General features: G+C 56.2%; 28 protein-coding genes and 1 riboswitch. Of the genes, 23 read left to right on the forward strand and 5 right to left on the reverse strand.

Going from position 1 to position 26,635, the window contains the following annotated elements; translation table 11 throughout:
- Positions 1–149: 149 nt before the first annotated feature.
- From glyQ to ACO5Z0_RS05865, 4 genes are all read left to right on the forward strand, one after another.
- Positions 150–1,031, forward strand: coding sequence for a glycine--tRNA ligase subunit alpha (gene glyQ, locus ACO5Z0_RS05850; RefSeq protein WP_442676612.1), 882 nt, complete (start codon positions 150–152; stop codon positions 1,029–1,031).
- A complete protein-coding gene (glyS, locus tag ACO5Z0_RS05855) occupies positions 1,028–3,091 on the forward strand; it encodes a glycine--tRNA ligase subunit beta (protein ID WP_485649544.1) in 2,064 nt (687 codons plus the stop codon). Before glyQ ends, glyS begins: the two co-directional genes overlap by 4 nt.
- Positions 3,092–3,672: 581 nt before the next feature.
- Positions 3,673–5,385, forward strand: a complete 1,713-nt coding sequence (locus ACO5Z0_RS05860) for a methyl-accepting chemotaxis protein (RefSeq protein ID WP_485649545.1) — start codon at positions 3,673–3,675, stop codon at positions 5,383–5,385.
- Between the two features lie 159 nt (positions 5,386–5,544).
- Positions 5,545–6,198, forward strand: a complete 654-nt coding sequence (locus tag ACO5Z0_RS05865; RefSeq protein WP_485649546.1) for a DUF4352 domain-containing protein — start codon at positions 5,545–5,547, stop codon at positions 6,196–6,198.
- A 38-nt stretch (positions 6,199–6,236) separates the two neighbouring features.
- Here the strand turns inward: ACO5Z0_RS05865 and ACO5Z0_RS05870 are convergent, their stop codons facing one another.
- Positions 6,237–6,932 (reverse strand): nuclease-related domain-containing protein, encoded by a 696-nt coding sequence (locus tag ACO5Z0_RS05870; protein ID WP_442676616.1) that lies wholly within the window; start codon positions 6,930–6,932, stop codon positions 6,237–6,239.
- Between the two features lie 157 nt (positions 6,933–7,089).
- Between ACO5Z0_RS05870 and ACO5Z0_RS05875 the strand changes: the two genes are divergently transcribed.
- Positions 7,090–7,371 carry a rubrerythrin gene (locus tag ACO5Z0_RS05875; protein WP_485649547.1) on the forward strand — a complete coding sequence of 94 codons (282 nt, stop codon included), beginning with the start codon at positions 7,090–7,092 and terminating at the stop codon, positions 7,369–7,371.
- Entirely contained in the window at positions 7,361–7,867 is a 507-nt protein-coding gene (gene tadA / locus ACO5Z0_RS05880) for a tRNA adenosine(34) deaminase TadA (RefSeq protein WP_442673612.1), read from the forward strand. The genes ACO5Z0_RS05875 and tadA overlap by 11 nt, the downstream gene beginning before the upstream one ends.
- 43 nt (positions 7,868–7,910) lie before the next feature.
- Here tadA and ACO5Z0_RS05885 read toward each other — a convergent pair whose 3' ends face one another.
- On the reverse strand, positions 7,911–8,615 hold the full coding sequence (locus ACO5Z0_RS05885) for a tetratricopeptide repeat protein (protein WP_485649548.1): 705 nt from the start codon (positions 8,613–8,615) through the stop codon (positions 7,911–7,913).
- Positions 8,616–8,809: 194 nt separating this feature from the next.
- Here ACO5Z0_RS05885 and ACO5Z0_RS05890 point away from each other — a divergent pair, with 194 nt between their 5' ends.
- Positions 8,810–9,967 carry an MFS transporter gene (locus ACO5Z0_RS05890; RefSeq protein ID WP_485649549.1) on the forward strand — a complete coding sequence of 386 codons (1,158 nt, stop codon included), beginning with the start codon at positions 8,810–8,812 and terminating at the stop codon, positions 9,965–9,967.
- 65 nt (positions 9,968–10,032) lie between these two features.
- Here the strand turns inward: ACO5Z0_RS05890 and recQ are convergent, their stop codons facing one another.
- Complete coding sequence (gene recQ / locus ACO5Z0_RS05895) at positions 10,033–11,814, reverse strand: DNA helicase RecQ (protein ID WP_485649550.1); 1,782 nt, start codon at positions 11,812–11,814, stop codon at positions 10,033–10,035.
- A gap of 86 nt (positions 11,815–11,900) precedes the next feature.
- Here recQ and ACO5Z0_RS05900 point away from each other — a divergent pair, with 86 nt between their 5' ends.
- From ACO5Z0_RS05900 to ACO5Z0_RS05960, 13 genes are all read left to right on the forward strand, one after another.
- Positions 11,901–12,128 (forward strand): type II toxin-antitoxin system HicA family toxin, encoded by a 228-nt coding sequence (locus tag ACO5Z0_RS05900; protein WP_485649551.1) that lies wholly within the window; start codon positions 11,901–11,903, stop codon positions 12,126–12,128.
- Positions 12,125–12,439, forward strand: coding sequence for a type II toxin-antitoxin system HicB family antitoxin (locus ACO5Z0_RS05905; protein ID WP_485649552.1), 315 nt, complete (start codon positions 12,125–12,127; stop codon positions 12,437–12,439). Before ACO5Z0_RS05900 ends, ACO5Z0_RS05905 begins: the two co-directional genes overlap by 4 nt.
- A gap of 258 nt (positions 12,440–12,697) precedes the next feature.
- Positions 12,698–14,251: a TolC family protein gene (locus ACO5Z0_RS05910; protein ID WP_485649553.1), complete on the forward strand. Its 1,554-nt coding sequence runs from the start codon at positions 12,698–12,700 to the stop codon at positions 14,249–14,251.
- Positions 14,248–15,372: an efflux RND transporter periplasmic adaptor subunit gene (locus tag ACO5Z0_RS05915; protein WP_485649554.1), complete on the forward strand. Its 1,125-nt coding sequence runs from the start codon at positions 14,248–14,250 to the stop codon at positions 15,370–15,372. Before ACO5Z0_RS05910 ends, ACO5Z0_RS05915 begins: the two co-directional genes overlap by 4 nt.
- Positions 15,373–15,393: 21 nt before the next feature.
- Positions 15,394–16,134: an ABC transporter ATP-binding protein gene (locus ACO5Z0_RS05920; protein ID WP_442673457.1), complete on the forward strand. Its 741-nt coding sequence runs from the start codon at positions 15,394–15,396 to the stop codon at positions 16,132–16,134.
- A 13-nt stretch (positions 16,135–16,147) separates the two neighbouring features.
- A complete protein-coding gene (locus ACO5Z0_RS05925) occupies positions 16,148–17,365 on the forward strand; it encodes an ABC transporter permease (RefSeq protein WP_442673458.1) in 1,218 nt (405 codons plus the stop codon).
- Positions 17,366–17,522: 157 nt separating this feature from the next.
- A riboswitch (FMN riboswitch) is annotated at positions 17,523–17,667 on the forward strand.
- A gap of 81 nt (positions 17,668–17,748) precedes the next feature.
- On the forward strand, positions 17,749–18,852 hold the full coding sequence (ribD, locus tag ACO5Z0_RS05930) for a bifunctional diaminohydroxyphosphoribosylaminopyrimidine deaminase/5-amino-6-(5-phosphoribosylamino)uracil reductase RibD (RefSeq protein WP_485649555.1): 1,104 nt from the start codon (positions 17,749–17,751) through the stop codon (positions 18,850–18,852).
- Between the two features lie 3 nt (positions 18,853–18,855).
- Entirely contained in the window at positions 18,856–19,506 is a 651-nt protein-coding gene (locus ACO5Z0_RS05935) for a riboflavin synthase (protein ID WP_442673930.1), read from the forward strand.
- Between the two features lie 53 nt (positions 19,507–19,559).
- Positions 19,560–20,774, forward strand: a complete 1,215-nt coding sequence (locus tag ACO5Z0_RS05940; RefSeq protein ID WP_485649556.1) for a bifunctional 3,4-dihydroxy-2-butanone-4-phosphate synthase/GTP cyclohydrolase II — start codon at positions 19,560–19,562, stop codon at positions 20,772–20,774.
- A 40-nt stretch (positions 20,775–20,814) separates the two neighbouring features.
- Entirely contained in the window at positions 20,815–21,429 is a 615-nt protein-coding gene (locus tag ACO5Z0_RS05945; protein WP_485649557.1) for a DJ-1/PfpI family protein, read from the forward strand.
- Between the two features lie 12 nt (positions 21,430–21,441).
- Positions 21,442–21,909 (forward strand): 6,7-dimethyl-8-ribityllumazine synthase, encoded by a 468-nt coding sequence (gene ribH / locus ACO5Z0_RS05950; protein WP_485649558.1) that lies wholly within the window; start codon positions 21,442–21,444, stop codon positions 21,907–21,909.
- Between the two features lie 11 nt (positions 21,910–21,920).
- Positions 21,921–22,478 carry a phosphodiesterase gene (gene yfcE, locus ACO5Z0_RS05955; RefSeq protein ID WP_485649559.1) on the forward strand — a complete coding sequence of 186 codons (558 nt, stop codon included), beginning with the start codon at positions 21,921–21,923 and terminating at the stop codon, positions 22,476–22,478.
- Between the two features lie 51 nt (positions 22,479–22,529).
- Positions 22,530–23,474, forward strand: a complete 945-nt coding sequence (locus ACO5Z0_RS05960; protein WP_442676610.1) for a nitronate monooxygenase — start codon at positions 22,530–22,532, stop codon at positions 23,472–23,474.
- A gap of 165 nt (positions 23,475–23,639) precedes the next feature.
- Here the strand turns inward: ACO5Z0_RS05960 and ACO5Z0_RS05965 are convergent, their stop codons facing one another.
- Positions 23,640–23,816, reverse strand: a complete 177-nt coding sequence (locus tag ACO5Z0_RS05965) for a hypothetical protein (RefSeq protein WP_485649560.1) — start codon at positions 23,814–23,816, stop codon at positions 23,640–23,642.
- A complete protein-coding gene (locus ACO5Z0_RS05970; protein WP_485649561.1) occupies positions 23,800–24,156 on the reverse strand; it encodes a type II toxin-antitoxin system RelE/ParE family toxin in 357 nt (118 codons plus the stop codon). The genes ACO5Z0_RS05965 and ACO5Z0_RS05970 overlap by 17 nt, the downstream gene beginning before the upstream one ends.
- 275 nt (positions 24,157–24,431) lie before the next feature.
- Between ACO5Z0_RS05970 and ACO5Z0_RS05975 the strand changes: the two genes are divergently transcribed.
- From ACO5Z0_RS05975 to ACO5Z0_RS05985, 3 genes are read left to right on the forward strand one after another with little or no spacing between them, the layout of a single operon-like run.
- Positions 24,432–24,881 carry a CtsR family transcriptional regulator gene (locus ACO5Z0_RS05975; protein WP_442673620.1) on the forward strand — a complete coding sequence of 150 codons (450 nt, stop codon included), beginning with the start codon at positions 24,432–24,434 and terminating at the stop codon, positions 24,879–24,881.
- 12 nt (positions 24,882–24,893) lie between these two features.
- Entirely contained in the window at positions 24,894–25,508 is a 615-nt protein-coding gene (locus ACO5Z0_RS05980; protein ID WP_485649562.1) for a UvrB/UvrC motif-containing protein, read from the forward strand.
- Positions 25,508–26,575 carry an ATP--guanido phosphotransferase gene (locus ACO5Z0_RS05985; RefSeq protein WP_485649563.1) on the forward strand — a complete coding sequence of 356 codons (1,068 nt, stop codon included), beginning with the start codon at positions 25,508–25,510 and terminating at the stop codon, positions 26,573–26,575. Before ACO5Z0_RS05980 ends, ACO5Z0_RS05985 begins: the two co-directional genes overlap by 1 nt.
- Positions 26,576–26,635 lie beyond the last annotated feature (60 nt).

The following is a 26,635-nucleotide window of genomic DNA, read 5'->3' on the forward strand; positions in this document are numbered from 1 at the left end:
GTGCATGAGTCTGAAATGACTTATGCACAGCCCTGTTCCGCGTCGTTGACAAGCCTGTGGGTTTTTGCTAGACTGAAAACGCATATACCTTCAGAAAAGCGTGCGGCGCGATGAAGCAGAGCCGTTCGCGAGATAAGGAGTTGTTCAGTTTGAAGTTTCAGGAGATCATCCTCGCTTTGCAGAAGTTCTGGAGCGAGCAGGGCTGTATCTTGGCGCAGCCGTATGATGTGGAGAAGGGCGCAGGTACGATGAATCCTTCAACCTTTTTGCGCGTCTTGGGTCCGGAGCCTTGGAACGTGGCTTATGTCGAGCCTTCGCGCCGTCCGGCGGACGGGCGCTATGGCGATAATCCCAATCGTTTGTATCAGCATCATCAATTTCAGGTCATCATGAAGCCGTCGCCCGACAATATTCAGGAGCTTTATCTGCAAAGTCTTGAGAGCCTTGGCATCGATCCGAAGCAGCATGATATTCGTTTTGTCGAGGACAACTGGGAGTCGCCGACTTTGGGTGCTTGGGGACTTGGCTGGGAAGTCTGGCTCGACGGTATGGAGATCACGCAGTTCACTTACTTCCAGCAGGTCGGCAGCGTGGACGTCAAGCCCGTGTCGTCGGAGATCACCTATGGGCTGGAGCGGCTTGCCATGTATATTCAAGGCGTGGAGAATGTCTTTGACATTCAGTGGACGGCGGATTATACTTACGGCGATGTTTTTCACCAGAACGAGGTTGAGCAGTCGGCGTATTCTTTCGATCTGTCGGATGAAGCGCTGCTCTTTGATCTCTTCGATAAGTACGAGAAAGAGGCTGTGCGCGTCATCGAGCTTGGTCGTGTCCACCCTGCGTATGATTATGTCTTGAAATGCTCACATGCGTTCAATTTGCTTGATGCACGCGGAGCGATCAGCGTCTCGGAGCGCACGGCATTCATCGGGCGCGTGAGAAGGCTCGCGCGGCTCTGCGCGCAGTGCTATTTGAAGCAGCGCGAGGAGCTGGGCTATCCGATGCTGAAAAAGGGGGCGAGGGCATGAGCAAGGATTTGTTGTTGGAAATCGGCACGGAGGAAATTCCGGCGCACGCGATGCCGGGGATGCTCAAGGAGTTGGGCGAAAATGCCGAAAAAGCGCTCAAGGAGCTGCGCCTTGCACACGGCGCGATTCGGACGCTCGGCACGCCGCGCCGCCTTGCGCTCATCGTCGAAGGCTTGGCGGAAAAGCAGGAGGATGTCGCGGAGGAGAAGCGCGGTCCGTCCGTACAGGTGGCGTTCGATGCTCTGGGCAAGCCGACGAAAGCGGCAGAAGGCTTCGCCCGCGGGCAGGGTCTTTCTGCACAAGAGCTTACGGTGCGCGACGGCTACGTCTACGCGCTTGTCGAGGAAGCGGGCGAACGCACGGAAAAGGTGCTGGAAAAAATGCTGCCTGACCTCGTATGCGGTCTTTCTCTGCCGAACAGTATGCGGTGGGGCGATCTCGACTTTCGCTTCATCCGTCCTTTGCGCTGGCTCGTCGCGCTCTACGGTGAGACGGTCGTTCCCTTCGAACTGGCGTGTGTCAAGAGCGGCAATACATCGCGCGGACATCGCTTCCTCAGCACGGGGGATTTCACGATCAAAGACGCTGCGCATTACGAAGATGCCTGTGAACAGGCTTTTGTCATCGTCGATTCTGCGCGTCGGAAGGCGATGATCGAAAAGGGGCTTGCCGAGACGGCGAAAGCGCATGGCGGCACGGCGGAGATCACGCCGGATCTCCTGGAAGAGGTGCTGTACCTCGTCGAATATCCGACGGTACTCGCGGGCAGCTTTGAGGACAAGTATCTTGCGCTGCCGCCCGACGCCGTCATCACACCGATGCGCGATCATCAGCGCTACTTCCCTGTGAAAGCGGCGGACGGCAGACTTCTGCCGCTCTTCCTCACGGTGCGAAACGGCGGCAAAGAGCATTTGGCGACGGTGCAGCATGGCAACGAGCGCGTGCTGCGCGCACGTCTCGCCGATGCGCAGTTCTTCTTTGATGAGGACAGAAAGAAGCGTCTCGAAGAACATGCGGAAAAGCTCAAGACCGTCGTGTTTCAAGAAGGGCTTGGCACGGTCTACGACAAGTCGCTGCGCTTGGAAAAGCTCGCGGGCAAGATCGCCGATGCCATCGGTGCAGACGCCGCCGAGAAAAAAGCGGCGGAGCGTGCAGCGCGTCTTTCCAAAGCGGATCTCGTCACGGGGATGGTCACGGAGTTCACAGAGCTGCAGGGCGTCATGGGCAAGGAGTATGCGCGTCTTGACGGCGAGGGCGAGGATGTCGCTGTCGCCATTGATGAGCACTATATGCCGCGCTTTTCCGGCGATCTGCAGCCAAAGACGTGCGCCGGACTCGTCGTGAGCCTTGCGGATAAGATGGACAACATCGTTGCGACGTTCAGCCGCGGACTTATTCCGACGGGATCGCAGGATCCCTTCGCATTGCGCCGACAGGCGCTCGGCGTGGTGCGCAGCGTCATCGAGGCGGGCGTCGCCGTTTCCCTGCGCGATCTCGTCACATGGACGATGGATTTGCTCAAGATTGCAGATGACAGGGCGCGTGAGAAGATGCAGTCGGATGTCGCCGATTTCATGCGCCTGCGCTTGAAAAATGTCCTCGCTGAAGAAGGCGTGCGTTACGATGTCGCCGATGCTGTACTCGGCGATATCGACGATCTGCGCCGCGTGCTGCTCAGAGCCAACGCGGTCGCCGAGCAGCTTGCCGCGCCCGATACGGCGGTTGCCGTGCAGGCTTTTGTGCGCGTGGCGAACCTCGCGGCGAAAGCGGATGGGACGGCGGACATCGATGCGGCGCTTTTTGAAACGGAAGAAGAAAAGGAACTGATGAAAGCCTACACTTCTGCCAAAAGTGCGGCGGAGAGCTTGATCGAAGCGCACGACTATGTCGGCGCGATTGACGACTTCAAGGATCTCGCCGAGCCGATCAACGCATTTTTCGATGCCGTCATGGTCATGGCGGACGACAAAAATGTTCGCCGGAACCGTCTCGCGCTTTTGCGGGGCATCGACGATCTCCTGCGCGAAGCCGCAGATTTCAGCAAGATTGTGCAGGTGTAGAAAATAGGATGCGCAAGGGGCATGAGCGTTGGCTTGTGTCCCTTTTGTTACAGCGGATGCGGCATGAGACGGCGGCGCTTGTTGCTCTTGACGCGGGCGGGATGCTCGGATGGACGGAAATTTTGCTGTCGGCCTGCAAGTCCTAGAAAAAAAGGGGAATGTCTTGCAGACAGGGTGTATATGTGATACTATATGAAGTATGCAGGATCTGTTATCGCAAGATGAGATTGCTTTTTTATAGGACGGATGCGTCGGGCAAGTTTCTATTGGAGGCGATGGCTGCGAATCGCTGCGATGAGTTTTATTACAGCGGTGTTAATGTCTTGCGGGGGGGGGGCATTTGTGCTATCATTACGTATAGAACATATTTTGTATTCTTAGTTTTTGTGGCAGTGGTTTTGTAAAGAAAAGTAATTTGCTGGAGAAAAAAATTTTTCTTTATTTGTGGCGAATATCAACGATTCTTGCGCGAGGGCTATATCCGGCAAGTTTTAGAAGAGACGCGATGCACAATGCAGCGAGCGGCTTGATTTTGCAGAATTACTTCCGTGAAAGGGATGAAGGAAATGAATGGACTTACGGTGGCAAAAAAGATTATCCTGAGCTTCGTGATCTTGATCGTGATGTTTCTGGGGTTTGGCATCTATGCGAACTATGCGGGCAGTACGCTGAATAAGTCTACGTCGGATCTCATGGATTGGACGCGGAGATTGAACATGGCGTCGAGACTTTCCGACGCTGCAAACGAAACGCGCGTCTTTGCCCTGCTGAAGGCGATTGCGCCGGATCCTCAGACGCGTGCGCAGCTTGAACAGCAGCACGAAGCGAGCAAGAAGAATGTCGAAGCTGTTTTTGATGATTACAGAAAGACGCTCAGTGAGACGACTTACTACAGCGAAGAGGAACGCCGTTCGGATCAGGAGCTTTTTGACAACGAGTACAACGCTTGGCAGGAGTATCTGAGAATGAGCGACGAGGGCGATCGTCTTTTTGCTGAAGGAAAGACAGCGGAAGGAATGGCTTTCATCGATCAGAAATGGAGCAAGAGCTATCAAAAGTTGGAGAAGCTCATTCTGGATGATGAGGACCGCGCTATGAAGGGTGCGGATCAAGTCGATAAGGATGCAGACGAGGTCTATACGCGTATCGTCATGACGACGGTTATCGTCACGATCCTTGTGCTCATCGTCGCGATCGTCTGTGGCTACTTCTTGCTGCATACGATCCGAGGCTCCGTCACGGCGACGCTTAATGCTTTGAAGAAGGTTGCCGACGGTGATTTGAGTGTGAAGCTGGCGATGGATTCGGCGGATGAATTCGGGCAGATGGCAGAGGCGTGCAACAAGATGCTGCACAATGTGCGCTCGATGACGAGGAAGATTCAAGAAACGGCAAATTCGGTGTCCGATTCTTCCGGCGCGTTGACGAGTACCTCGGAGCAGTCGGCGCAGGCGACACAGAATGTTGCCGAGTCTATCACGGAAGTGGCGGGCGCAGCGCAGGCGCAGCTTGATTCCGTCGCGGAGGCGAAGCATCAGGTTCATGCTTTCACACGCGGGCTTGAAGATGCGATGCAGACGATCGAGCAGGTTGCTGCCGATATCGAGCATACGTCACAGCGAGCGGAGGGGGGCAACAAGCTCGTCCTCTCGACGGTCGAGCAGATGAACGCGATTGCCGATACGGTCATCTCTTCGTCGAATGTCGTTGCGAAGCTCGGTGAGCGTTCAAAAGAGATCGGCAACATCGTCGAGGTCATCTCGAACATTTCCGGACAGACGAATCTCCTCGCGCTGAACGCCGCCATTGAAGCGGCGCGCGCAGGTGAGCACGGACGCGGCTTTGCCGTTGTCGCGGAAGAAGTGCGAAAACTCGCCGAAGAGTCACAGCATGCTTCGCAGCAGATCGAAGAGCTCATTCACGCCATCCAGCAGGAGACGAATGAGGCGGTGCAGGCGATGGAGGTTGGCCGCGAGGAAGCCGAAAAGGGGCGCGAAAATGTCACGGCAACGGGCAAGGGCTTCTCGGAAATTCGCGATATGATCCAACGCGTGCAGGAGAATTCCGCCGCCATAGAAAAGACGATGTCGGATCTCTCGCACCGTGCTGTCAAGATTGACGATGCGACGGGCAAGATACACGACTCCGCCTCGAAGGTTGCAGCGGAAGCTGAAAATGTATCCGCTGCGACGGAAGAGCAGGCGGCAGGCATGGAAGAGATCGCCGCAAGTACGCGAGGTCTTTCTGATATGGCGCATGACCTCAACCAGGCCGCAGCGAAGTTCAAGACCTAAGTGTGATATAGGGGTGCAGAAAGCTGCCGCATAAAGTCTGATCGGCTTTATGCGGCAGTTTTATTTCTTTGGGAAAATGATATTTTTTTCGATAATAAGGATGTACTTTGAGGAAGCGTTGAATTTATCCGTGATTTCCTAAGAAAAGGGAGTGGACGCATGAAGAGTTTTGCGGGCAGATGCGCTGCCATTGTATTGGCAGCCGTCGTTTTTTGCATTGGCGGCTATTGGTTTTTCTTTGCGGGCGGCAGTGCGGGATTCAGCACAGGCGGAGGACAGGAGGCAGCCCGAGGAGCTGAGAGTCGGGGTGAGGAGCATGGAGGCAAAGCGGCTGAGGGCGGCGAGGCGGCCGCTGTCGATGCCAACGAGGTGAAGGAAGCGCAGGAAAAGGCGAAGGATGAAGCCGGAAAGGAGAAGCAGGAAGGCAAAAGCCCATATCCTTTGCAGGTCATGATCGTGGAGGCAAAGCGCGTGGAGATGATCGAAGGCGCGAAAGCAAAGGGGCCGTTCCTCATCGTCAAGGCGTCGATTGCGAACTCTGACAAGAAGCCTGTGAGCGTCGTGCCGCAGGGGATGGCGCTCATGGACAGCAAGGAGGGGCGGCACAGCGTATCGAAGGACGGCATGGCGGCGCTTGCCGCCCAAAGGACGCCGGTATTCAGCGCCGTTGACATTCCTGCCGGTGCGGTGGCGACGGCGAGCCTTGTATTTGAGCTGGATGAGGACGAGCATCCGGCGGTATTGACGATTCAGCCGGCGGGCGGCGGCGATGTGATGAAGTTTCATTTGCCGGACAGTGTGAAGGGGATTTAAAGAAAAAGGGCGCCGGCGGGCGCCCTTTTTCTTTGCGCTTACAGGCGTTCGGCGAGCGCTTCGGCGGTGGTCTTTTGCTCTTCTTCGGACAGAGGATGATCGTCGGGGAAGTTTTTGATATGATTCAGCACATCGTCTGCAGAGGTGTAGCAGCCGTCGATCTCTTCGGCGAATTCTGCGCGTGTGAAATAGACGCTGCCTTCGATCCACGGGCGCACGCCGAAGGATGCGAGATACGACTGCAATTCACGGATGTCGCGTTTCATTTGCTGCAGAGGGTTCTTCATCGGTACCCGGTACGGTGTACCCTTGCTGCCGACCTTGTGACGAATCCAGTCGCTGCCTGGCGTCGGCTCGATCTTGCCAGAGCGCGTTTTTACATCGACGATGAAGACGCCGTTTGCTCCGACGATGACAGCATCGAGGTTCGTGCGCACGCCGATGCTCACATTCATGAAGATTTGAAAATCCTCGGGCAGTGCTTTGAGAAATTCGACATCTTCCGTACTGCCTTTTGCCGTCGTTTTCTCTTTGCGTGCACTGCTTCCTGCGCCGAGCGTGACGGCGGCGAGAATCAAGCCTACGATAATGTAGAGTGCGTAGGGATTCGGATCGAGGAAGATCAATCCTGCGAGCCAGAGTAAGAATACGACGAGGGAAACGGCTGCAAGGAAGCGATAGGTCAGCTGATTCACATGATCTGCGGTCATGTTTTGCTGCGAAAGATTTGCCATGAGGAAGTCTCCTTTCTTGGGAAAATTTAATAAGACAAAAAGCCTAGAAAGTTTAGGTTTTTTATTAAGACGGCGCTGGATTTAGACGATATAAAATGCACAAGGGGAAATAAAAATTCGGTACTTCAAACCCCTTGGATTTTAGGAGGTGTCCGTCATGATTGACAAGGTTGCAAAAATTACCCGCATGAGGGGCGCCGTCTATGATGTGCGTCGCCGTGAGGCGAAAGACGGCGAGGGCGGGAACAAGAAGGAAAACTTCAAGCGTATGCTCGACTCGGCGATGGAGAAGAATAAAAAGAGCCGTGAAGAAAGAGAGCAGGATGCCGTGCCGGAAGCGTATCATCTCGATGTGAACCGTGCTACGCAGTCGCTGTTTTATCGAAGCGGACAGACGCTTGATCTGTCCGGTCTTGCGAGTCGTATCCATGTTGGATGATGCCCGCTTTATGCAGGAAGCGCTTAAGGAAGCGCAGGCGGCGTTTGATGCAGGCGAGGTACCCATCGGCGCTGTACTCGTCGATGCTGCGGGAGAGATCGTTGCGCGTGGACACAACATGCGTGAGACGTGGCATGACGGCACGGCACATGCGGAGATCATCGCGCTCCAAAAGGCGGCGAGGAAGCTTGAGCGCTGGCGTTTGTCGGGGCTGACGCTCTATGTCACGATTGAGCCTTGCCCGATGTGTGCGGGTGCGCTCGTCATGAGCCGCGTTGATCGTGTCGTCTACGGTGCGCCGGACGTGAAAGCGGGCGCGTGCGAGTCGCTTTTCAACATCGTCAGCCATCCTGCGCTCAATCATCAGCTGGAGATGCGCGCGGGCGTTCTTGAGGACGAGTGCCGCGCTGTCATGAAACGTTTCTTCGAGGAGCGGCGCAAAAAGCGCAGCGAAGTGAAGAAGCAGATGGAAGATGCGGCTGAAACATCCGATTGAAGGCTGACGATGTTAAGGAAGCATGGATAAAGGCAGTCATGCCTTAAATATCCCAAGAGAAAAGTTCGGGGCGCGGTGTGGCGCGGTCGATCTCATGCAATATCCAAGAGGCGTTCTCGTGCGTGGCGGAGAACGCCTTTTCGAGTGCTTCTTCGTATTTTGCGGGAATGTCCATCTCGTGCAGCGCCATGTGCATATAGTCTTTCGCGACGAGGACGACGCCTCGCTCGGCGGCGAGCTGCGCCTTGAAGCGGTAGCCGTAGTATAGATAGCTGTTGTGCTTGACGGGGATGTTCTCGTAGGCGGCGATGCGTTCGTCGCATTCGGCTTCGGCTTCGGCAGCGCGTCCCATGTCGTGCAGGATGTTCCAGCGTGCCGCCCAAAGCTCGCCGCGCAGGATGAATTTATATAGGTAGTCCGTACCTTCGGCAAGCTCGATCGCGAGATTTATATGTTCGAGCGCGGCATCGTTCTCCTTCGCAGCGTGTTCGATTTCGCTCAGGCGCTGCAAGGCGAAGATTTTTTCTTCAATATCCTCGCTGTTTCCCTCGTCGACTTCTTGATCGAGAACGGAGTGGAAAAGCGCAAGCGCTTCTTCCGTCTTGCCGATTTCCTGCATCGCCAGAAAATGTCCGAGCCGCGCACGCGCGTGCCAGTCGCCAAAACCGCCGGAAAAAAGCACACTCGGCGGCTGTCGCCTGCTCGTGAGTACAAGATCGACGAGTGCATCAAAATCCTCAGTTGTCACGAATGATTCCTCCCTTGGACTTAGTATATATGTATTATTATTCGACTTTTACGCGCATTTCCCTGCCGTTTCGTGTAGCTTGCTGTATGCGTTATAGGATGCTATACTGAAAGCAGGATGAGATGTCCCAGGCGGTGTTAGACGATATATTTTTTGTTTGACTTCCCTGCAGGGTTTGGGATTGAGGTAGGATTATGCAACACAATGATTTGCCTGTTGAGCATTCGCGCAGCTTGCTGCATCGAGCCAATCAGGCTTTTTTCTTTGTCGGCGGCTTCGGCACGGCGTCGTGGGCGCCGCTTGTGCCGCTTTTGAAAGCGCGCCTCGGCGTCGCCGAGGATGTACTCGGGCTGCTGCTCCTTTGCATCGGCGTCGGATCCCTTCTGACGATGCCGATCGCCGGATTTTTGGCGGGAAGATTCGGCTGTCGCCGGGTGCTTGCTGTCGATTCGCTCGTTTTCGCCGCGCTTCTGCTTTCGCTCGCTGCGGTGGGGGACATCTGCCTCGCTGTGCCTGCGCTTCTTGCGTTCGGTGCAGCGATGGGCATTCTTGATGTCACGGTCAACATTCATGCCGTGCGCGTCGAACAGCTTTTGAAGAAGCGTGTGATGAGCGGTATGCACGCGCTTTGGAGCATGGGCGGCTTCATGGGTGCGGGGCTTTTTGCCGTATGGCATTCATTCGGATTTACAGCTTTGGGTGCGACGGCGTGCTCGTCTATTCTCATGGTGCTATTGACGCTTTCTTTCACGCGCTTTCTGCTTGCGGGAAGGAGTTCGTCCGGTGGCAAGAAGATCGCTGTGCCTCGCGGAATCGTCATTTTTATCGCCTTGATCACCGGTGTTTCGTTTCTGCTTGAAGGCGCGGTCATGGACTGGTCGGGCGTATTTCTCACGGAGGTGTGCGCGATGGACATATCGCTTGCAGGTACGGGTTTTGCCTCTTTTTCGGCGGCGATGCTCCTCATGCGTCTTTTGGGCGATGCGGTCGTCAATCGTCTGGGGGCGCGCCGCGTCGTTCTCTTTGGCTTGCTTATCGCCATCGCGGGATTTTTGCTTGTGATTGGTTCATCCGCTGCGTCGCTCATCTTTCTGGGCTTCTTTGCCATCGGCTTCGGTTGTGCGAATATCGTGCCGATTTTCTTCTCACTGATGGGCAGACAAAAGGATATGCCGCTCAATGCAGCGGTCGCGTCTGTATCGACGTTTGGCTATCTTGGCGTGCTTATGGGACCTGCCGCCATCGGCTTTATCGCACACAGCACGAGCCTGCTGGCGTCCTTTGCGCTGCTTGCTGTTTTGCTCTTTTTCCAGCTTCTCATCGGACTGCATGTATTTCGCAAGGTGGCGTAAGGCGTTCGTTTTCGTGTGCTTCTACAGGCGGCGCAGGGGCGGTGATGAAAGCTTCTGCGCCGCCTTTATGCGCGATGTTCTTTGATGCACGCGAGGAAGGCTTCGCCGTAGCGTTCGCATTTCCTTTCGCCGACGCCCTTGACATGCAGGAAGTCGTCAAGCGTTTCGGGCAGCGTTCGGCACATGTCGCGAAGCGTCGCATCGGAGAAGATGACGTAGGGCGGCACTTGGTCGCGTGCGGCGAGTTCTTTTCGGAGGGTGCGCAGGTAGTCGAAGAGGGAGAGATCGACGGGCGTTTCTTTCTGCTTCTTGGGGAAGTTCTGAAAGACTTGCTCTTTGCCGCGAAGGACGGCGTAGGCGGGTTCGGCGAGCTGCAGAAGCGGGTATTCGCTTTCCGTGAGCGTCAGATAGCCCGTGGCGATGAAGCGCTGAATGGAGAGTTTGATCGCAGCGAGCGTCTGATCCTTCATGATGCCGTAGGTTGACAGCGCGTCGAGGTGCAGCGTGCGCACGCGCTGTTCGGCGGAGCCTTTGAGCACCTGCGCCGTCAGCGTCATGCCGTAGCGTCCGTGCATACGATAGACGCAGGAAAAGATCTTCTGCGCTTCAATCGTCACATTGCGCCGTTCGAAGTCGCCTTTGCAGCTGCTGCAGTGTTCGCACGAGGCGGCGGGCGAGCTTTCGCCAAAGTAGCGCAGGATAAAGGCGCGCAGGCATTCGGGCGTATGGCAGTAGTCGGACATCTTTTGCAGGCAGCCGAGTTCGTGCGCTTTGCGCGACGCATCTTCGGTCGAGACGTCGATCAGATACTTCTGCGTCATGACGTCCTGCGGCGAAAAGAGCAGAATGCACTCGCCCGGCTCTCCGTCGCGTCCGGCGCGGCCTGCCTCTTGGTAGTATGATTCGATGTTCTTTGGCATGTTGTAGTGGATGACGAAGCGTACGTTGGATTTGTCGATACCCATGCCGAAGGCGTTCGTCGCGACGATCGCCTGCACGTTGTCGTAGAGAAAGTCGTCCTGCGCCTTGGTGCGCGCTTCGTCGCTGAGTCCCGCATGGTAGGAACGCACGGCGAATTTTTTTTGCTGCAGGAAATGGCTCAAGGCGTCCGTCTCTTTGCGTGTCGCGCAGTAGATGATGCCGGCGTCATCGCGGTGCGTGCGCAGGTAGTTCGCGACGAAATCCCTGCGCTCGACGCCGGTGAGCACGCTGAAGAAGAGGTTCGGGCGGTCAAAGCCTGCAACATGCACCGCAGGATGGCGCAGATCTAAAAGTGAGATGATATCATCCTTGACGCGCGGCGTCGCCGTCGCTGTGAACGCGCCGATCAGGGGGCGCTCGGAAAGACGCGCGATGAAGGGCGCGATGGCGCGGTAGCTCGGGCGAAAGTCGTGCCCCCACTGTGACAGGCAGTGCGCTTCGTCGATGGCGATGAAGGAAACGAGCTGCTTCTTTAGGACGGCTTGGAAGAAGTCGGTCTCAAGTCTCTCGGGGGCGACGTAGACGATCTTGTACGCGCCGCTGGCGATGGCGTCGAGCCGTGCGTGCGTTTTTGCCGGCGGCAGCGAGCTGTTGATGAACGTCGCAGGTGCGCCAGCTTCTTTGAGCGCATCGACTTGATCTTTCATGAGCGAGATCAAAGGGGAGATGACGAGCGTGACGCCCGGAAGGAGCAGTGCGGGAACTTGGAAACAGATCGACTTTCCCGCGCCCGTAGGCATGACGGCGACCGTCTCACGCCCATCGAGCAGACTTTTGACGACTGTCTCCTGCGCAGGGCGAAAGCTCCGGTAGCCGAAGGTCTGTCGAAGGATTTGCAGCGCACGGGAAAACTTTTGATCGGGCATGGAGAGAAACTTCCTTTCATGAGGAAATATATATCTTGGTCATAGAATCCACACATGATATAATATATATATACGAGGTGATGCAAATGCCGATGACGGCGAAGCAAATGATACGATTGCTTGAAGCGCATGGCTTTGCAGCGGCAGCATCAAGCTCCGGTTCACATCAAAAGATGAAAAATATTGCAACGGGAAAAACGACGATTGTACCGATACATACGGGAGTATTGGGTAAGGGGTTGGAACATAAAATTTTGAAACAGGCAGGTTTATTGGAAAAACTGCGTGATGGGAAAGGGGCGCATGATTCGTGAAACACTATTATCCCGCCATCTTCGAAACGGCGCAGGAGGGCGGCTATACGGTGACAGTACCCGATATTGACGGTTGTTTCACCGAGGGAGATACGCTGGAAACTGCGATGTGGATGGCGCAGGATGCGATCGGCTGCCTGCTTGAGAATGTGGCGGAAGAGGCGTATCCTAAGGCGAGCCGTGTGAACGATATCGATACGGCTGAATATGCGGAGTGCTTTGTCACGCTTGTGGAGTTTGATCGGCAGGTTTATGAGCAGCGCTGTAGAGATGTCGCTATAGCGAAGGAACAGATCAAGGCTTTGGCATAATGCAGGCGAAGAAATTGGCAGGGGCGTGAGGATGGGCAGCGTATAGGCGCTGCCTTTTTCTGTGGAGATCTCTTTTTGCCATTTGACGAAAGGATTTTGAAAATGATGCTGTACATGGATGAGATTCCAAGATAAAGCATTCGCGAAAAATCGTTAAATCCCTTTAAAACTCAGCGTTTTCTTATTGTGACACGCAGATAAGGACGATATAATAGGCAGCGTGAGCAGAAGTACACCCATCGGGGAGGAGAGAGAGACATGAAAATACGGCGAAAAAAGCCTTGGACGCTTCTCATGGCAGGGGCGTTTCTTTGCGGCTTTTCATCTGTAGCTGCGGCGGCGGATCTTTCGCTTGCGGATGCGGTCGAGCTGGCGCTTGTGCAGAATGCGGATCTTCGGATCACGAAGCAGGCGGAGACTGCGGCGATAGCGGCGCTTGACGAGGCGAAGGGAGACGATGATTTTTCCGTCAACGCTTCGGGCGGCTATTCGCTCGGCAGGACTTGGAGCGATCGCCGGAATACGACGTCTTCGGGGCTGGACGCGGCATTGAAGGGCAGCGTCAATCTATGGGACGGCGGCAAGTCCGGCGGCAGGATCGACAGCGCGAAGATCGCCGTTCTGACGGCGCAGCTCAAGACGGCGCGTGCTGAGGAGAAGCTGCGTCTTTCTGTCATTGAGGCGTATTACAACGCCTTGCAGGCGAAAAAGACCGTCGGCGTGAATCAGGCAGCCGTCGACAACTACCAAGCGCATCTGACGAATGTCGAACAGCTTTTTGCAGCGGGCGCTAAGGCTCGCATGGATGTGCTGCGTGCATCCGTCGAGCTTTCTGATGCACAGCAGACGCTCATCAAGTCACAGAATGATTACGAGATCAGCTTGGCGAAGCTCCGAAATCTCGTCAATATGCATCGGGAAGAGCCGCTGCATCTCACCGACGACGCCGTCTACAGCCCCTTTGCACAGACGCTTTCCGACTGTCTTGCCTTTGGCGCAAAGAGCCGCAAGGAGCTTTGGATCGACAGCTATGATGTCGTCCGCAGGGAGCTTGACGTCGAGGTCGTCAAGGCAGGCTATGCACCGCAGATCGACTTTTCCTTGACCGCTTCGGCGAACAAAGAATTCGAGCCGGCTTCGTCCGACAGCCGAGGTGTGACGGCGGGGGTTCAGCTGAATTGGAACATCTTCGACGGCGGCAGGAAAAAGGCGCGTATTGAAGCGGCGGAGGCGGCGCTCGATGCAGCAAGATTGCAGCTCGAAAAGGATCAAAACGACGTCGATTATGACATTCGCGCGGCGTACTTCGGCATGAAGGAAGCGGAGAACCGCCTGCGTTCGACGCAGGACGCCGTCGACAAGGCGAAGGAGGATTATTTCATCGCGCGTGAGAAGTATCGTGCGGGTGAAGGAATCATGCTCGACGTCATCGACGCGCAGCTCGCGCTTTCGAAGGCGGAGCTGAACCATATCGGCGCACAGTACGACTTTGCACGCGGCAAGGCGCAGGTGGAAAGCGCCGTGGGGCAGAGCCTCACAAAGAGCGAGCAGCGTGCGGCGGACGCTATGGACGCCGTACCGCTTGCAAGAATTGAGATCAGCCGCAAGGATGCCGTACACGCTTACGAAGAGAATGAAAAAGCACGAAAAGAGCGGCAAGATGCGACGGTCATTCCTTTCCGTGCAGAAAATATATCGACGGGAAAAACGCAGGCAACGCCTGCCGCATACGAGGAAAAGGCGACGGATGAGAAAGAGTCGGCAGATACGGCGGCAGCCGCAGCGGCGGTCGGAAATGGAGGCAAGGCATGAAGAGTTTCGGCAAGAAAGCGAAGATCGCTGTGACGCTCGTTGTTCTCGCGGTATGCGCTTTCGGCGGCTATAGCTTCTATGAGGCGCAGCAGGCGGAAAAGGCGATGATGGAAACTGCGGGTGAGACGGCGAGAGTGGAGCGGGTGGAGATGAAGTCCACGGTATCGGCGACGGGGACGATCATTCCCGTCGATTCCGTTGAAGTCAGCTCGAAGATCACGGCACGCCTCAAGAGCGTACTCGTGAAGGAAAACGATATCGTGACGGCAGGCGAGACGGTCGCGACGCTCGACGCGAAGTCACTCGCGACGAAGCGCGATCAGGCGCAGTTCAAGGTCACGAACGCCAAGGCGAAGTACGACCGCGAAGCCTACCTTTACAGCATCGGCGCCAATCCGCAGGCAACTTACGAGGATGCGCAGTACAACTATGACGCCGCGCAGAGCGTGCTCGAAGAAGCGGAGTCCGATCTTGCCGAGACGATCATCCAGGCTCCGATCAGCGGCATCGTCGTCGGCAAGCCCAAGACGGCAGGTACGATGGCGACGGCGGGAACGGACTATCCGACCGTCATCATGCGCATCGCTGATCTGTCGAAGAAGCAGATCATGGCGAAGGTTGACGAAACGGACATCGGCAACATCAAGATCGGGCAGCAGGCGACCTTTACCGTCGATGCTTATTCAGGCAAGACGTTTACGGCGCGCGTCACGAAGATCAGTCAGACCGATACGGCGAACACATGGCAGACCGTGTCCTCGTCAAGCAGCACGACGACTTCGACGGCAAGCGTCATTTATTACTATGTGACGCTCGACGTCGATGACCCGGACAATCTTCTCTTTCCTGCTATGACGGCGCGTCTTGAGATCGAGACGGCGACGAAGCCCAGCGCTCTTGCCATTCCGATTGCCGCGCTCAAGACGGACGCATCCGGCTCTTACGTCGTCGTCGAAATGCCTGACGGCACAAAGGAGAACCGCCCCGTTCAGACGGGCATCTACAGCGATGATTATGTGGAGATCCTCGACGGCTTGATGGAGGGTGAGATCGTATCCATTTCCTACACGGCGACGCAGCCGCAGTTCGTCATGGCTGGCGGCGGTCACCCGCCGATGTAACGCAGGCGGAAAGGGAAGATCATGGAGCAAATGAAAGAAAGCCAGATCGCGGCGAAGGAGCCGGCGACCATCGAGCTTAAAGGCATCAAGAAGCTTTATCCGATGGGCGATCAGATCGTCGCCGCTCTTGCCGGCGTGGATCTCACGATAAAAAAGGGCGAGTTCGCAGCGCTCATGGGACCGTCCGGCTCGGGCAAGTCGACGCTCATGAATATCTTGGGCTGTCTCGACCGCCCGTCTCAGGGGTCGTACAAGCTCGACGGCGAAGAGGTCGCGCACCTCTCCGACGATGCGCTCGCCCTCACGCGCAACAAGAAAATCGGCTTCGTATTTCAGAACTTCAACCTGCTCGCGAAAAGCAGCGCGGCAGAAAACGTCGCCTTGCCGCTCGTTTATGCGGGCGTCAGCCGCAAAGAGCGGCGCGAGCGGGCGATGCACCTCTTAGAAGCCGTCGGTCTCTCCGACCGTGCCGATCACCAGCCCAACGAGCTTTCGGGCGGACAGCGGCAGCGCGTTGCCATCGCACGCGCTCTCGTCAACGATCCGCACATCGTCATGGCAGACGAGCCGACGGGCAACCTCGACACGAAATCAACGCATGAGATCATGGAGCTTTTTGAAAAGCTCCATGCTGCCGGACGCACGATCATCCTCGTCACGCATGAGCCGGATATCGCTGCCTGTGCAAGCCGTCAGCTTCTCGTGCGCGACGGTCTCATCACGCGCGATGAGGGCAGGGGCATCCAGATGGACGTCATATAGGAGGGACAGAGCTTTGTTGATTTGGGAAAGCATTACCATCGCCCTGCATGAACTGTTTGCGAACAAGCTGCGTTCCGCCCTTACCATGCTCGGCATCATCATTGGCGTCGCCGCCGTCATCGCTATGGTCTCCGTCGGCATGGGCGTCAAGAGCAACGTCGAGGACTCGATGGCAAGCCTAGGCAGCAATATGCTCATCGTCACGCCCGGCGCGGCGAACTCGGGCGGCATTCGCGGCGCGGCAGGATCGCGTGAGACCTTGAAGTACGACGACGCCGTCGCGATCAAGAAGAAGATCAAAAATATCGACTATGTTTCGCCGATCGTGCAGCGTTCCTATCAGATCGTCTATGGCAATCAAAACTGGAACACCGTTGTCATGGGGGTGACGCCCGAGTATATGTCGATCCGATCGCTCACGCTGACCGTCGGCACCTTCATCTCGCAGACGGACAACGACAAGCGACAGCGCGTCGCCGTCATTGGTCCGACCGTCGCGGCGAATCTCTTCGGCAGTCAGAATCCTATCGGCAAGAACATCCGCATTCACAACCAGCCGTTTAAAATCATCGGCGTTCTTGCGAGCAAGGGGCAGTCGTCTATGGGGCAAGATCAGGACGATGTCGTCATCGTGCCTTTGATGACAGAGCAGGAGCGTCTCTTGGGCATCACACATGTGCAGATGATTAACTTGCAGGTCACGGAAGCGTCGAAGATCGTTCAAGTGCAGAGCGAAGTGGAAAGTCTCCTGCGCCAGCGGCACCATATTCAAAATGGCAAGGACAACGACTTCACCGTCAATAATCTCACAAGTCTCATTGAGACGGTGACGCAGCAGACGACGATGCTGACGATCCTTTTGGGAAGCATCGCGGGCATCTCGCTCCTCGTCGGCGGCATAGGCATCATGAATATCATGATGGTCTCCGTGACCGAGCGTACGCGTGAGATCGGCATACGAAAGGCTCTCGGCGCGACGTTTGGCAACATCATGCTGCAATTCCTCATCGAATCCGTCGTCATGGGCGTCGTCGGCGGTATTCTGGGCATCGGTCTCGGCTATGTCACATCCGTCGCCATCTCTCATTTCGGCGACTTCAAGACCGTCATCACGGCGATGCCTATTCTCGTATCTTTCTCGTTCGCTGTCGGCATCGGGCTTTTCTTCGGCATCTACCCCGCAAGAAAGGCGGCAAAACTCGATCCGATCGACGCTTTGCGCTACGAATGAGTGTGTATTGCATAGAAGAATCCCCCGAGCATTTTGTCGGGGGATTCTTCTATGCAATACATGGGAGCCAGCCGTTTCCGACGCTTCATGGCTCATCTCTGAGGGGAGAATATTCTTGACAAATATCCTAGTCTTATGGTATTCTTTCTCTTGGAGAAGCAGTCTTTGGGGCGGGGTGAAAGTCCCCACCGGCGGTGAAGGAAGCGCTTGCGTTGTTCGTGCTTTCTGCAGCCCGCGAGCCTTTGGGCAGATTCGGTGTGATTCCGAAGCCGACAGTATAGTCTGGATGGGAAAAGACGTGCAAGTTGCGTTGCGGAGACTGTGAAAAGAGCGTTCTTTTTGCGGTCTTTTTTTGTGCGGAAAAACAGGAAGGGGGCGGGAAGATGCAGTGCGATGAAGATTTCATGCGTGAGGCGCTTTTGCTCGCCAAGAATGCGCGAGGGCGCACGTCGCCGAATCCACTCGTCGGTGCGCTTCTCGTGCGCGAGGGGCGTGTCGTCGGCGCAGGCTGGCATCGCAAGGCGGGCACGCCTCATGCCGAGGTTCATGCGCTCGCTATGGCGGGGGATCTCGCGCGTGGCGCGACCGCCTATGTGACGCTGGAGCCGTGTTCGCACCACGGGCGCACGGGGCCGTGCGCCGAAGCGCTCGTCAAAGCGGGCGTCCGGCGCGTCGTCACCGCCATGCTCGATCCGAATCCGCTCGTCGCAGGGCGCGGCAAGGCTCTGCTGGAAGCGGCGGGCGTCGAAGTGACAGTAGGGGTGCTTGCCGAAGAGGCGCGTCTGCTCAACGAAGCATATCTCAAATGGGTGACGGAGAAGCTGCCGTTTGTCACGCTCAAAACAGCGATGACGCTCGACGGCAAGATCGCGACGGCGGCGGGAAATTCGCAGTGGATCACGGGAGAAACGGCGCGTCGGCGCGTGCATGAGATGCGCGATGTGGCGGATGCCATCGTCGTCGGCATCGGCACGGTGCTATCGGACGATCCGTCGCTGACGACGCGGCTGACGGACGGCACGGGAAAAAATCCTTTGCGCGTCATCATCGACAGCCGCGCACGCACGCCGCTTGGGGCGAAGGTCGCCCGCGACGGCGCGGCAAAGACGCTCGTCGCCGTGACACGCGCCGCGCCCGAAGAGCGCTGCGCGGCTCTTCAGGCGGCGGGTGTCGAAGTCGTCTGTGCGGGTGCGGGTGAGCGCGTCGATCTTTTGGCGCTCATGCGACTGCTTGCGGCGAGGGACATCACATCGGTTTTTGTCGAGGGCGGCGGCACGCTGAATTTCTCGCTCTTTGCGGCGGGGCTTGTGGATAAGGTTCATGCCTTTATCGCGCCGAAGATCGTGGGCGGCGCGGATGCGCTGACTTCTGTTGAGGGCGCGGGCTTTGCCGAGCTTGCCGATGCGGTGGAGCTGAAGGATCTTACGATGGAGCGGCTCGGCGACGATCTGCTCCTCACGGGCTATGCGGCGAAGGGAGCGAGGTAGCCTTTGTTTACGGGAATCATTGAAGAAGTCGGCACGCTCGATCGCTTGGCGGGCGGCGAGATTGCCATACGCGCGGCGAAGGTGCTCGAAGACGTCGCCCTCGGCGACAGCATCGCGGTCAACGGCATTTGTCTGACCGTCACGCATTTTGATGCGGCGCATTTTACGGCGGACGTCATGCCCGAAACGGTGCGGCGCACGTCGTTGGCAGAGCTTAGGCACGGCAGCCGCGTGAACTTAGAACGCGCCTTGACGCTTCAAAGCCGCTTGGGCGGTCACATCGTCAGCGGTCACATCGACGGCGTGGGTACGATCGCCGCGATGCAGGAAGAGGGCAACGCCATCTTGCTGACGGTGCGTGCGCGGGACGATCTCCTGCGCTACATCGTGGAGAAAGGCTCGGTCGCGCTCGACGGCATCAGTCTCACGGTCGCACGCGCGGGGGCGGCGGAGTTCACGGTCAGCCTCATTCCGCATACGCGCGAGATCACGAATTTGCGAGAAAAGCGCATCGGCAGCCGTTTGAATATTGAGACGGACATTCTCGGCAAGTATGTGGAGAAACTTTTTCCGGGAGGACGTGCGCCGGGCGACGCCGCACCGAGGAGTGCGGGCGGTTTGACCTTGGGTTTCCTGCGCGAGCAGGGATTTTAAGGAAGCGCGGCTGAAAGGAAGATCGTGTTTCCCAAAGATAAGGAGATGTAAGTATGTCAGATTTTGCAACAGTAGAGCAGGCGATCGAGGATATTCGATACGGCAAAATGGTCGTCGTCGTGGACGATGAGGATCGCGAGAACGAGGGCGATCTCATCATCGCGGCGGCAACGGTGAAGCCCGAGGACATCAATTTCATGGCGAAGTACGCGAAGGGGCTGATCTGCACGCCGATCGACGGCAAACGTCTTGATGAGCTGAACATCGGGCAGATGGTCGCCAACAATACGGACAATCATGAAACGGCGTTCACGGTTTCCATCGACGCGTACAATACGGATACGGGCATTTCGGCGTTCGAGCGCTGCCAGACGATCAAGATGCTGCTTGACCCGAAAGCAAAGCCTGCGTCTTTCCGCCGTCCGGGACACGTTTTCCCGCTGCGCTCCGTCGAGGGCGGCGTGCTGCGCCGCACGGGCCATACGGAGGCGACGACGGATCTCGCGCGACTGGCGGGATTCTATCCGGCGGGGCTTTGCTGCGAGATCATGGCGGACGACGGGCACATGATGCGCACGCCAGAGCTGAAGGAATTTGCGAAAAAGCATGGGCTGAACATCATCACGGTCAAGTCGCTCATCGAGTACAGGAAGCGCACGGAGAGCTTCGTCAAGCAGATCGCCGACGTTGATTTTCCGAGCCGCTACGGCCATTTTCGGATCAAGGCGTATGAGAGCACGCTCGACGGCAAATGCCACCTTGCCGTCGTCAAGGGCGAGGTCGCGGGCAAGAAGAATGTGCTCGTGCGCGTCCACTCCGAATGCCTGACGGGCGACGCGCTCGGCTCGATGCGCTGCGACTGCGGTGATCAGCTCGGCATCGCCTTGAAGAACATCGAGAAGGAAGGCGAAGGCGTCGTGCTCTACATGCGCCAAGAGGGGCGCGGCATCGGTCTGGCGAACAAGATGCGTGCCTACGAGCTGCAGGATAAAGGCGCGGATACGGTCGAGGCGAATGTCGAGCTGGGCTTTGCGCCGGATCTCCGCGACTACGGCATCGGCGCACAGATTCTTTCCGACCTTGGCCTGACGAGCATCCGTCTCATGACGAACAATCCCGCCAAGCGTGCGGGGCTTGAGGGCTACAACCTCGAAATCGTCGAGCGCGTGCCGCTCGTCGTCAAGGCAAACAAGTTCGACAAACGGTACTTGAGCGTCAAAAAGGTCAAGATGGGGCATCTCTTGAACGACGAAGATCTGGAGAAATAATCATGATTCATGGTTTGGATTTTGGGAAAGGAGAGATCGAATGAAAACTGTTTTATTGGTACTGCTTGAAGAATATGCTGATTGGGAAGCAGCGTATGTGTCGATGGCGATTCATTTGCTTGGGCAAGGTAAATTTGAAATCAAGACAGTTTCGCTCTTGAAGCAGAGCGTGCGTTCCATCGGCGGACTGCAAACCGTACCGGATTATACGATAGATACTGTGCCGGATGATTATGCAGCGTTGCTTTTGATTGGAGGAATGCGATGGCGTGAAGAAAGCGCACGGAAGATGGTTCCTCTTGTCGAACATTGCTCGCAAAACGACAGATTGCTCGGCGGTATTTGCGATGCGGCAGGGTTTTTGGCTGCGACGGGGTTTTTGGATGCTGTGAAGCATACTGGAAACAGCTTGTCTGAATTGCAATGGACAGATTCGCAGTATAAAGGTGCATTGCATTTTCAGCCGAAGCAGGCGGTTTACGATAAGAATACCGTTACAGCCAATGGTTCTGCACCGTTGGAATTTGCCCGAGAAGTCTTGCTTGCTCTGCATGTTGCGGATGAGGCTTTGATCGAGGACTGGTATGCGTTGCATAAATTGGGATATTATAATACGGCTATGCATAATCGTTTTGTAGCGATGGTGCAAAAGTAAGGAGAGATGGATATGGCAAAGACCATCGAAGGGTTCATTACAGGCAAGGGTCTTCATATCGGTATCGTGGCGGCGCGTTTCAATGAGTTCATCACGAGCAAACTTTTGGGCGGCGCACTCGATACGCTGCATCGTCATGAAACGAAGGAAGAGGATATTGACGTCGCTTGGGTGCCGGGCGCGTTTGAGATCCCGCTCGTCGCCAAGAAGATGGCGGAGAGCGGCAAGTATGACGCGGTGATTTGTCTCGGTGCGGTCATTCGCGGTGCGACGACGCACTATGACTACGTTTGCAGCGAGGTGTCGAAGGGGGTCGCGCAGGTCGGGCTTTCGACGGGCGTGCCGACGATTTTCGGCGTATTGACGACGGAGAATATCGAGCAGGCAATCGAGCGTGCGGGGACGAAGGCGGGCAATAAAGGCTCCGACTGCGCCTTGGCGGCGATGGAGCTGGCGAACCTTCTGCAGAAGATCGGCTGAGGAGTGAGGTCATGAAAATCGGCATCATCAGCGACACGCATGGCTGTGAGAAACGCTGGGCGCTTGCCTACGAGAAGTATTTCCATGACGCCGATCTCATCATTCATGCGGGCGATGTGCTCTATCACGGCCCGCGCAACCCGATGAAGGAGGACTACAACCCCGCAGGGCTTGCGGAGAAAATCAACGCGAGTGCGCCGCCCGTTCTCATCTGCCGCGGCAACTGTGATTCCGAGGTTGACCAGCTCGTACTCAGAACGCCGATTCAAGCCCCTTACGCTTACGCTTTTGCGGGCGGCAGGCGCATCGTCGCGACGCACGGACATCTCATTGAGAGCGACGCCGCGAAAGATGAGGCGGCGCGTGTGATGTGTGCCGACGTATTCATCACGGGGCACATTCACACGAACGTCTTGGAAAAGCGCGGTGCAGCCGTGTTCGTCAATCCCGGCTCGCCGTCGCTTTCCAAGCGTGAAGACGGCAGGGCGACCATCGCCTTGATGACGGATGAGAAAATCACGATTCTCGACCTCGATACGGACGAGGTTCTGATGGAGTTGGCGCTTTGACGAGAAGATGAAAAATGATGGACATAGAAGCAGACGAATGGAGGAAACATTATGGCAAAGAGCATCACGGAAGTTTTGGGCATCAAGTACCCGATCATTCAGGGCGCGATGGCTTGGATCGCGGACGCAGAACTCGCGGCGGCGGTATCGAATGCAGGCGGTGCGGGCATCATCGCGGCGGGCGGTCGCTCGACCGAGTGGGTCGAGCAGGAGATCCGGAAAGCGCGGGAGCTGACCGATCAGCCTTTCGGCGTCAATGTCATGCTCATGGCGCCGAACAAAGATGAGATCGTCGAGGTCATTTGCCGTGAGAAGCCGGCTTTCGTGACGCTCGGCGCGGGCAATCCCGTCCCGTTCTTGGAGAAGTTCAAGAGCGCGGGCGTCAAGACGATTCCCGTCGTGCCGAACGTGAAGCTCGCGAAGCGTATCGAGGCGGCGGGTGCGGATGCGATCGTTGTCGAAGGGATGGAAGCGGGCGGTCACATCGGCGTATTGACGACGATGGCGCTGATGACGCAGGTCATTCCTGCGGTCAAGATTCCCGTCGTCATGGCGGGCGGCATCGCCGACGGACGCGGCATGGCGGCGGCGCTTTTGATGGGCGCGGCGGGCGTGCAGATGGGGACGCGCTTCCTCGTCGCCGAGGAGTGCCATGTGCATCCGAAGATGAAGGAGAAGCTCATCGAGGCGGTCGATACGGATACGATCGTTACGGGCGTTTCGATCGGCGGCGCGGTGCGCGGCATCAAGAACAAGTTCTCAGAGGATTTTGTTGCGCTGGAGTTCTCGGGCAAAGCGACGAAAGAAGAACTCATCGAGCGCGCGACAGGCACGAACAAACTCGCCGCTGTTGACGGCGATGTTGAAAACGGCATGATGCAGGCGGGGCAGAGCCTTCTGCCGCTCAAGAAGATCGAGCCGGTCAAGACGATCATCGAAGAACTTGTCAAAGAAGCGAGAGAAGCGCTTTTGAATGCAGGTAAGATCGAGATTTGAGATTAGGGCATCGGTTTGCGTTTGAAATCCCGTCGCAGACGGACATAAGGAAGGGGCAGCCCCGCGAAGCCGTTTCGGCTTTACGGGGCTGCCCCTGTTTTTGTTGCATGGAGTCGTATTTCGTGATACGTTTTCCCGATAATCTGTACGGAAGATTCAAGCGTATCAAGCGTAAGTTGGTGGAGAAGAATGTGATGGTGTGGAGGGAGGCTTTCTGTGAGATTTTTCAACACGGTTCGTCGTCCGTTGTTTGGCATCCTCTTCCCGTTTCAAAATATTGTATTCATGCTGCACTTCGGGGTCGCTCAATAGTTCTTTACGAACTTCATGCCATGTTATCATATGGGATTCCTCCTTTTGTAGTCGTCATGGTATTTTTTGCGAGCAGGATTTGATTTAGCGGCGTCTTGCGGGTCTTTTTGATGAACCCGTTTGTCAAAACAGCAGTATTTCCTATGATGAAAAAATACAAGACACGGGCGATATTGCTGCCGGATATGGCTCGTAATTCAAAAATTCCGTCAGACAGTTCTTTTGAATCCGGAAGTCGTAGCTTGGAGCCACGCGATTCCAGTTTGTCAATGACATATAAGACCTTGGCTTTGAGCTTTGGGTCGAGTGAGAAGATGAAATCTTTCGCAGGGACAGTTCCGTTTTCTGTTTCGTAAAATATAACATGCACGGGAACGCTCTCTTTCGCTGATCGATGTTTGGATAGGATATTTTGTTGGCGAAAAATCAAAGATAAACAAACATAACGAAATACGATACTATTATAGCATATTTTTTGTAGAGTTGAAGGGATTTGAAGCTGTAAGGGCAGGAAGCGTAGGGCGGTATCCGTGTGATGATTTCTCATTGACAAAGGTCAAAAAGACAAATATAATGAGGTAAAAATCAAATGGTCAGAATAACGCCGAGTGTTTTCGGCAGTAAAATTTTAGGCAGGGTGATACTATGAGCAGCAATATTGCTGATTTGATTGAAGAATATATCCTGCGGCAGTTGGCGGCGCAGCAGGATGGCAAGGTGGAGCTTCGGCGCACGGAGCTTGCCGATAAGATCTCGTGTGCGCCGTCGCAGATCTCGTATGTGCTCAATACGCGCTTTACGCAGGAAAAAGGCTTTGCCGTCGAATCACGGCGCGGTCTCGGCGGTTTCATCCGCATCGTGCAGGTGCCGCTGCAAAATCTCGTCTATCAGGACATGATCGAGAAGTTGACGGAGGAATCGGAGCCGGAGTTGGTGCAGTCGATGGTGCGCTATCTCGTGCAGCATCAGATGATAACGACGCGCGAGGCGGCGCTTGTCATGCAGTCGGTGACGACGGCGTACAAGAAGCTCAAGCCGAAGGATCGTTTGAAGTTTATCCGTTCACTGCTTTTGACACTGGAAAAGTTTTCGTGAGGAGGGGAATCCATGCTTTGTGATGACTGTAAAAAGAATGAAGCGCGTGTGCACTTCATCGTCTTGAAAAACGACGATACGACGGAGATGAATCTCTGCCGCGATTGTGCAGCGCGTTACAGCAAGGCGATGGCGGGTATGAGCGGCGGGGATTACTCGATCAACGATTTCATCAAGGGCGTGATTCAGCACATGCCTGCGCCTTCGGAAGCGACGGCGGAGGAAAAGCCGACCGACGAGGAAACGCTTTTCACTTGTCCGAACTGTGGTATGAGTTTTCGTGATTTCGCACAGCAGGGAAAGATCGGCTGCAGCGTTTGCTACGAGGCTTTTCGTGAGGAACTGACGCCGCTTTTGCGGCGGCTCCACGGCGCGGGCAATCATCGCGGCAAGATTCCGAAGCGGGCGGGCGGTGCGCTCGCGCTCAAGCAGCGCATCGAGCGTCTGCGCACTGCGCAGGAGCGTGCAGTCGCGAAGGAGGAGTACGAGAAGGCGGCACAGTACCGCGATGAGATACGAGCGCTTTCTGTGCAGCTTGCCGCGCAGAAGAAGGCACAGGCGCATGATGCGGGGGACGGGGCGGCTCCTTTTGACGGTGAGACAGCAGCAAAAGGGGGCGAATCGTGATGGCGAGGGATGAACTTTTTTCAGGGTCGCATCTCGACTGGCTCATGGCTGACGGCACGGACAATGATGTCGTCCTGGCGAGCCGCGTATGTCTCGTACGCAACCTGCGGGAACTTCCTTTTCCCAATCGTGCGGACTTGGGGCAGCTTGCCGAGGTGGCAGAGCGTACCGCCGCCGTACTCGGCGATGTGGAGGAAGCGCTCGATGAGCCGTTCGATGGCGTCGAGCTTTCGAAGTGTACGGCGCTTGAGCAGAACGTGCTATGGGAGAAGCAGCTCATCAGCCGCATTTTGCTTAAGAATCCCGCACACCGCAGCGCATACATCAGCAACGACCGCTCTATGAGCATCCTTATCAACGAGGAGAACCATCTGCGCATTCAGGCGATGACAGCGGGCTTCGATCTCAAGACGCCGTACGAGCGGGCGTCGCGCGTCGATGATGTCTTTGAAGCGAAGCTCGATTTTGCTTTTGACGAAAAGCTCGGCTATCTGACGAGTTGCCCGACCGACCTCGGTACGGGACTTCGCGCATCGGTTATGCTTCATTTGCCGGGGCTGGTCTACACGGAGAACATCGGCAATATCCTCAATATATCGCCGCAGATCGGCCTCTCGATGACAGCGATGTACGGCGAGGGGGCGGAGTCCGCCGGCAACGTGTTCGCCGTCGCCAATAAGCTGTCCTTGGGGCTGACGGAGCGTGAACTCAGTGACAACCTGCGCATATCGGTCGGCGAGATCGTCGCGCAGGAGCGTCGGGCGAGGAAATCGCTCATGCTCTACGACAAGGAACGCATCGAAGATGAGGTATGGCGCGCATACGGCGTGCTGCACTATGCGCGTGCGCTGGGCGACGGAGAAACGCTCGCGCTTTTGAGCCGCGTGCGGCTCGGCGTCGATCTTGGCATCATTGAGGGGCTGGCGTCGAGTGTTTTTGGCGATATTTTGATCGCGAGTCGGGCAAATTATCTTTGCGGTCTGGCAGGAAATGAGAACATGTCGAAGAATGAAATAGATAGGAAACGGGCACAAGTCGTTCGCCAAATATTGGAAAGTACACAATAGATATGATGAGCTCCCCGCCGCGATAGAGCGGCAGGCGGATGAAGCGCAGGAAAAGCGCTT

This window comes from Selenomonas sp., from assembly GCF_057272215.1.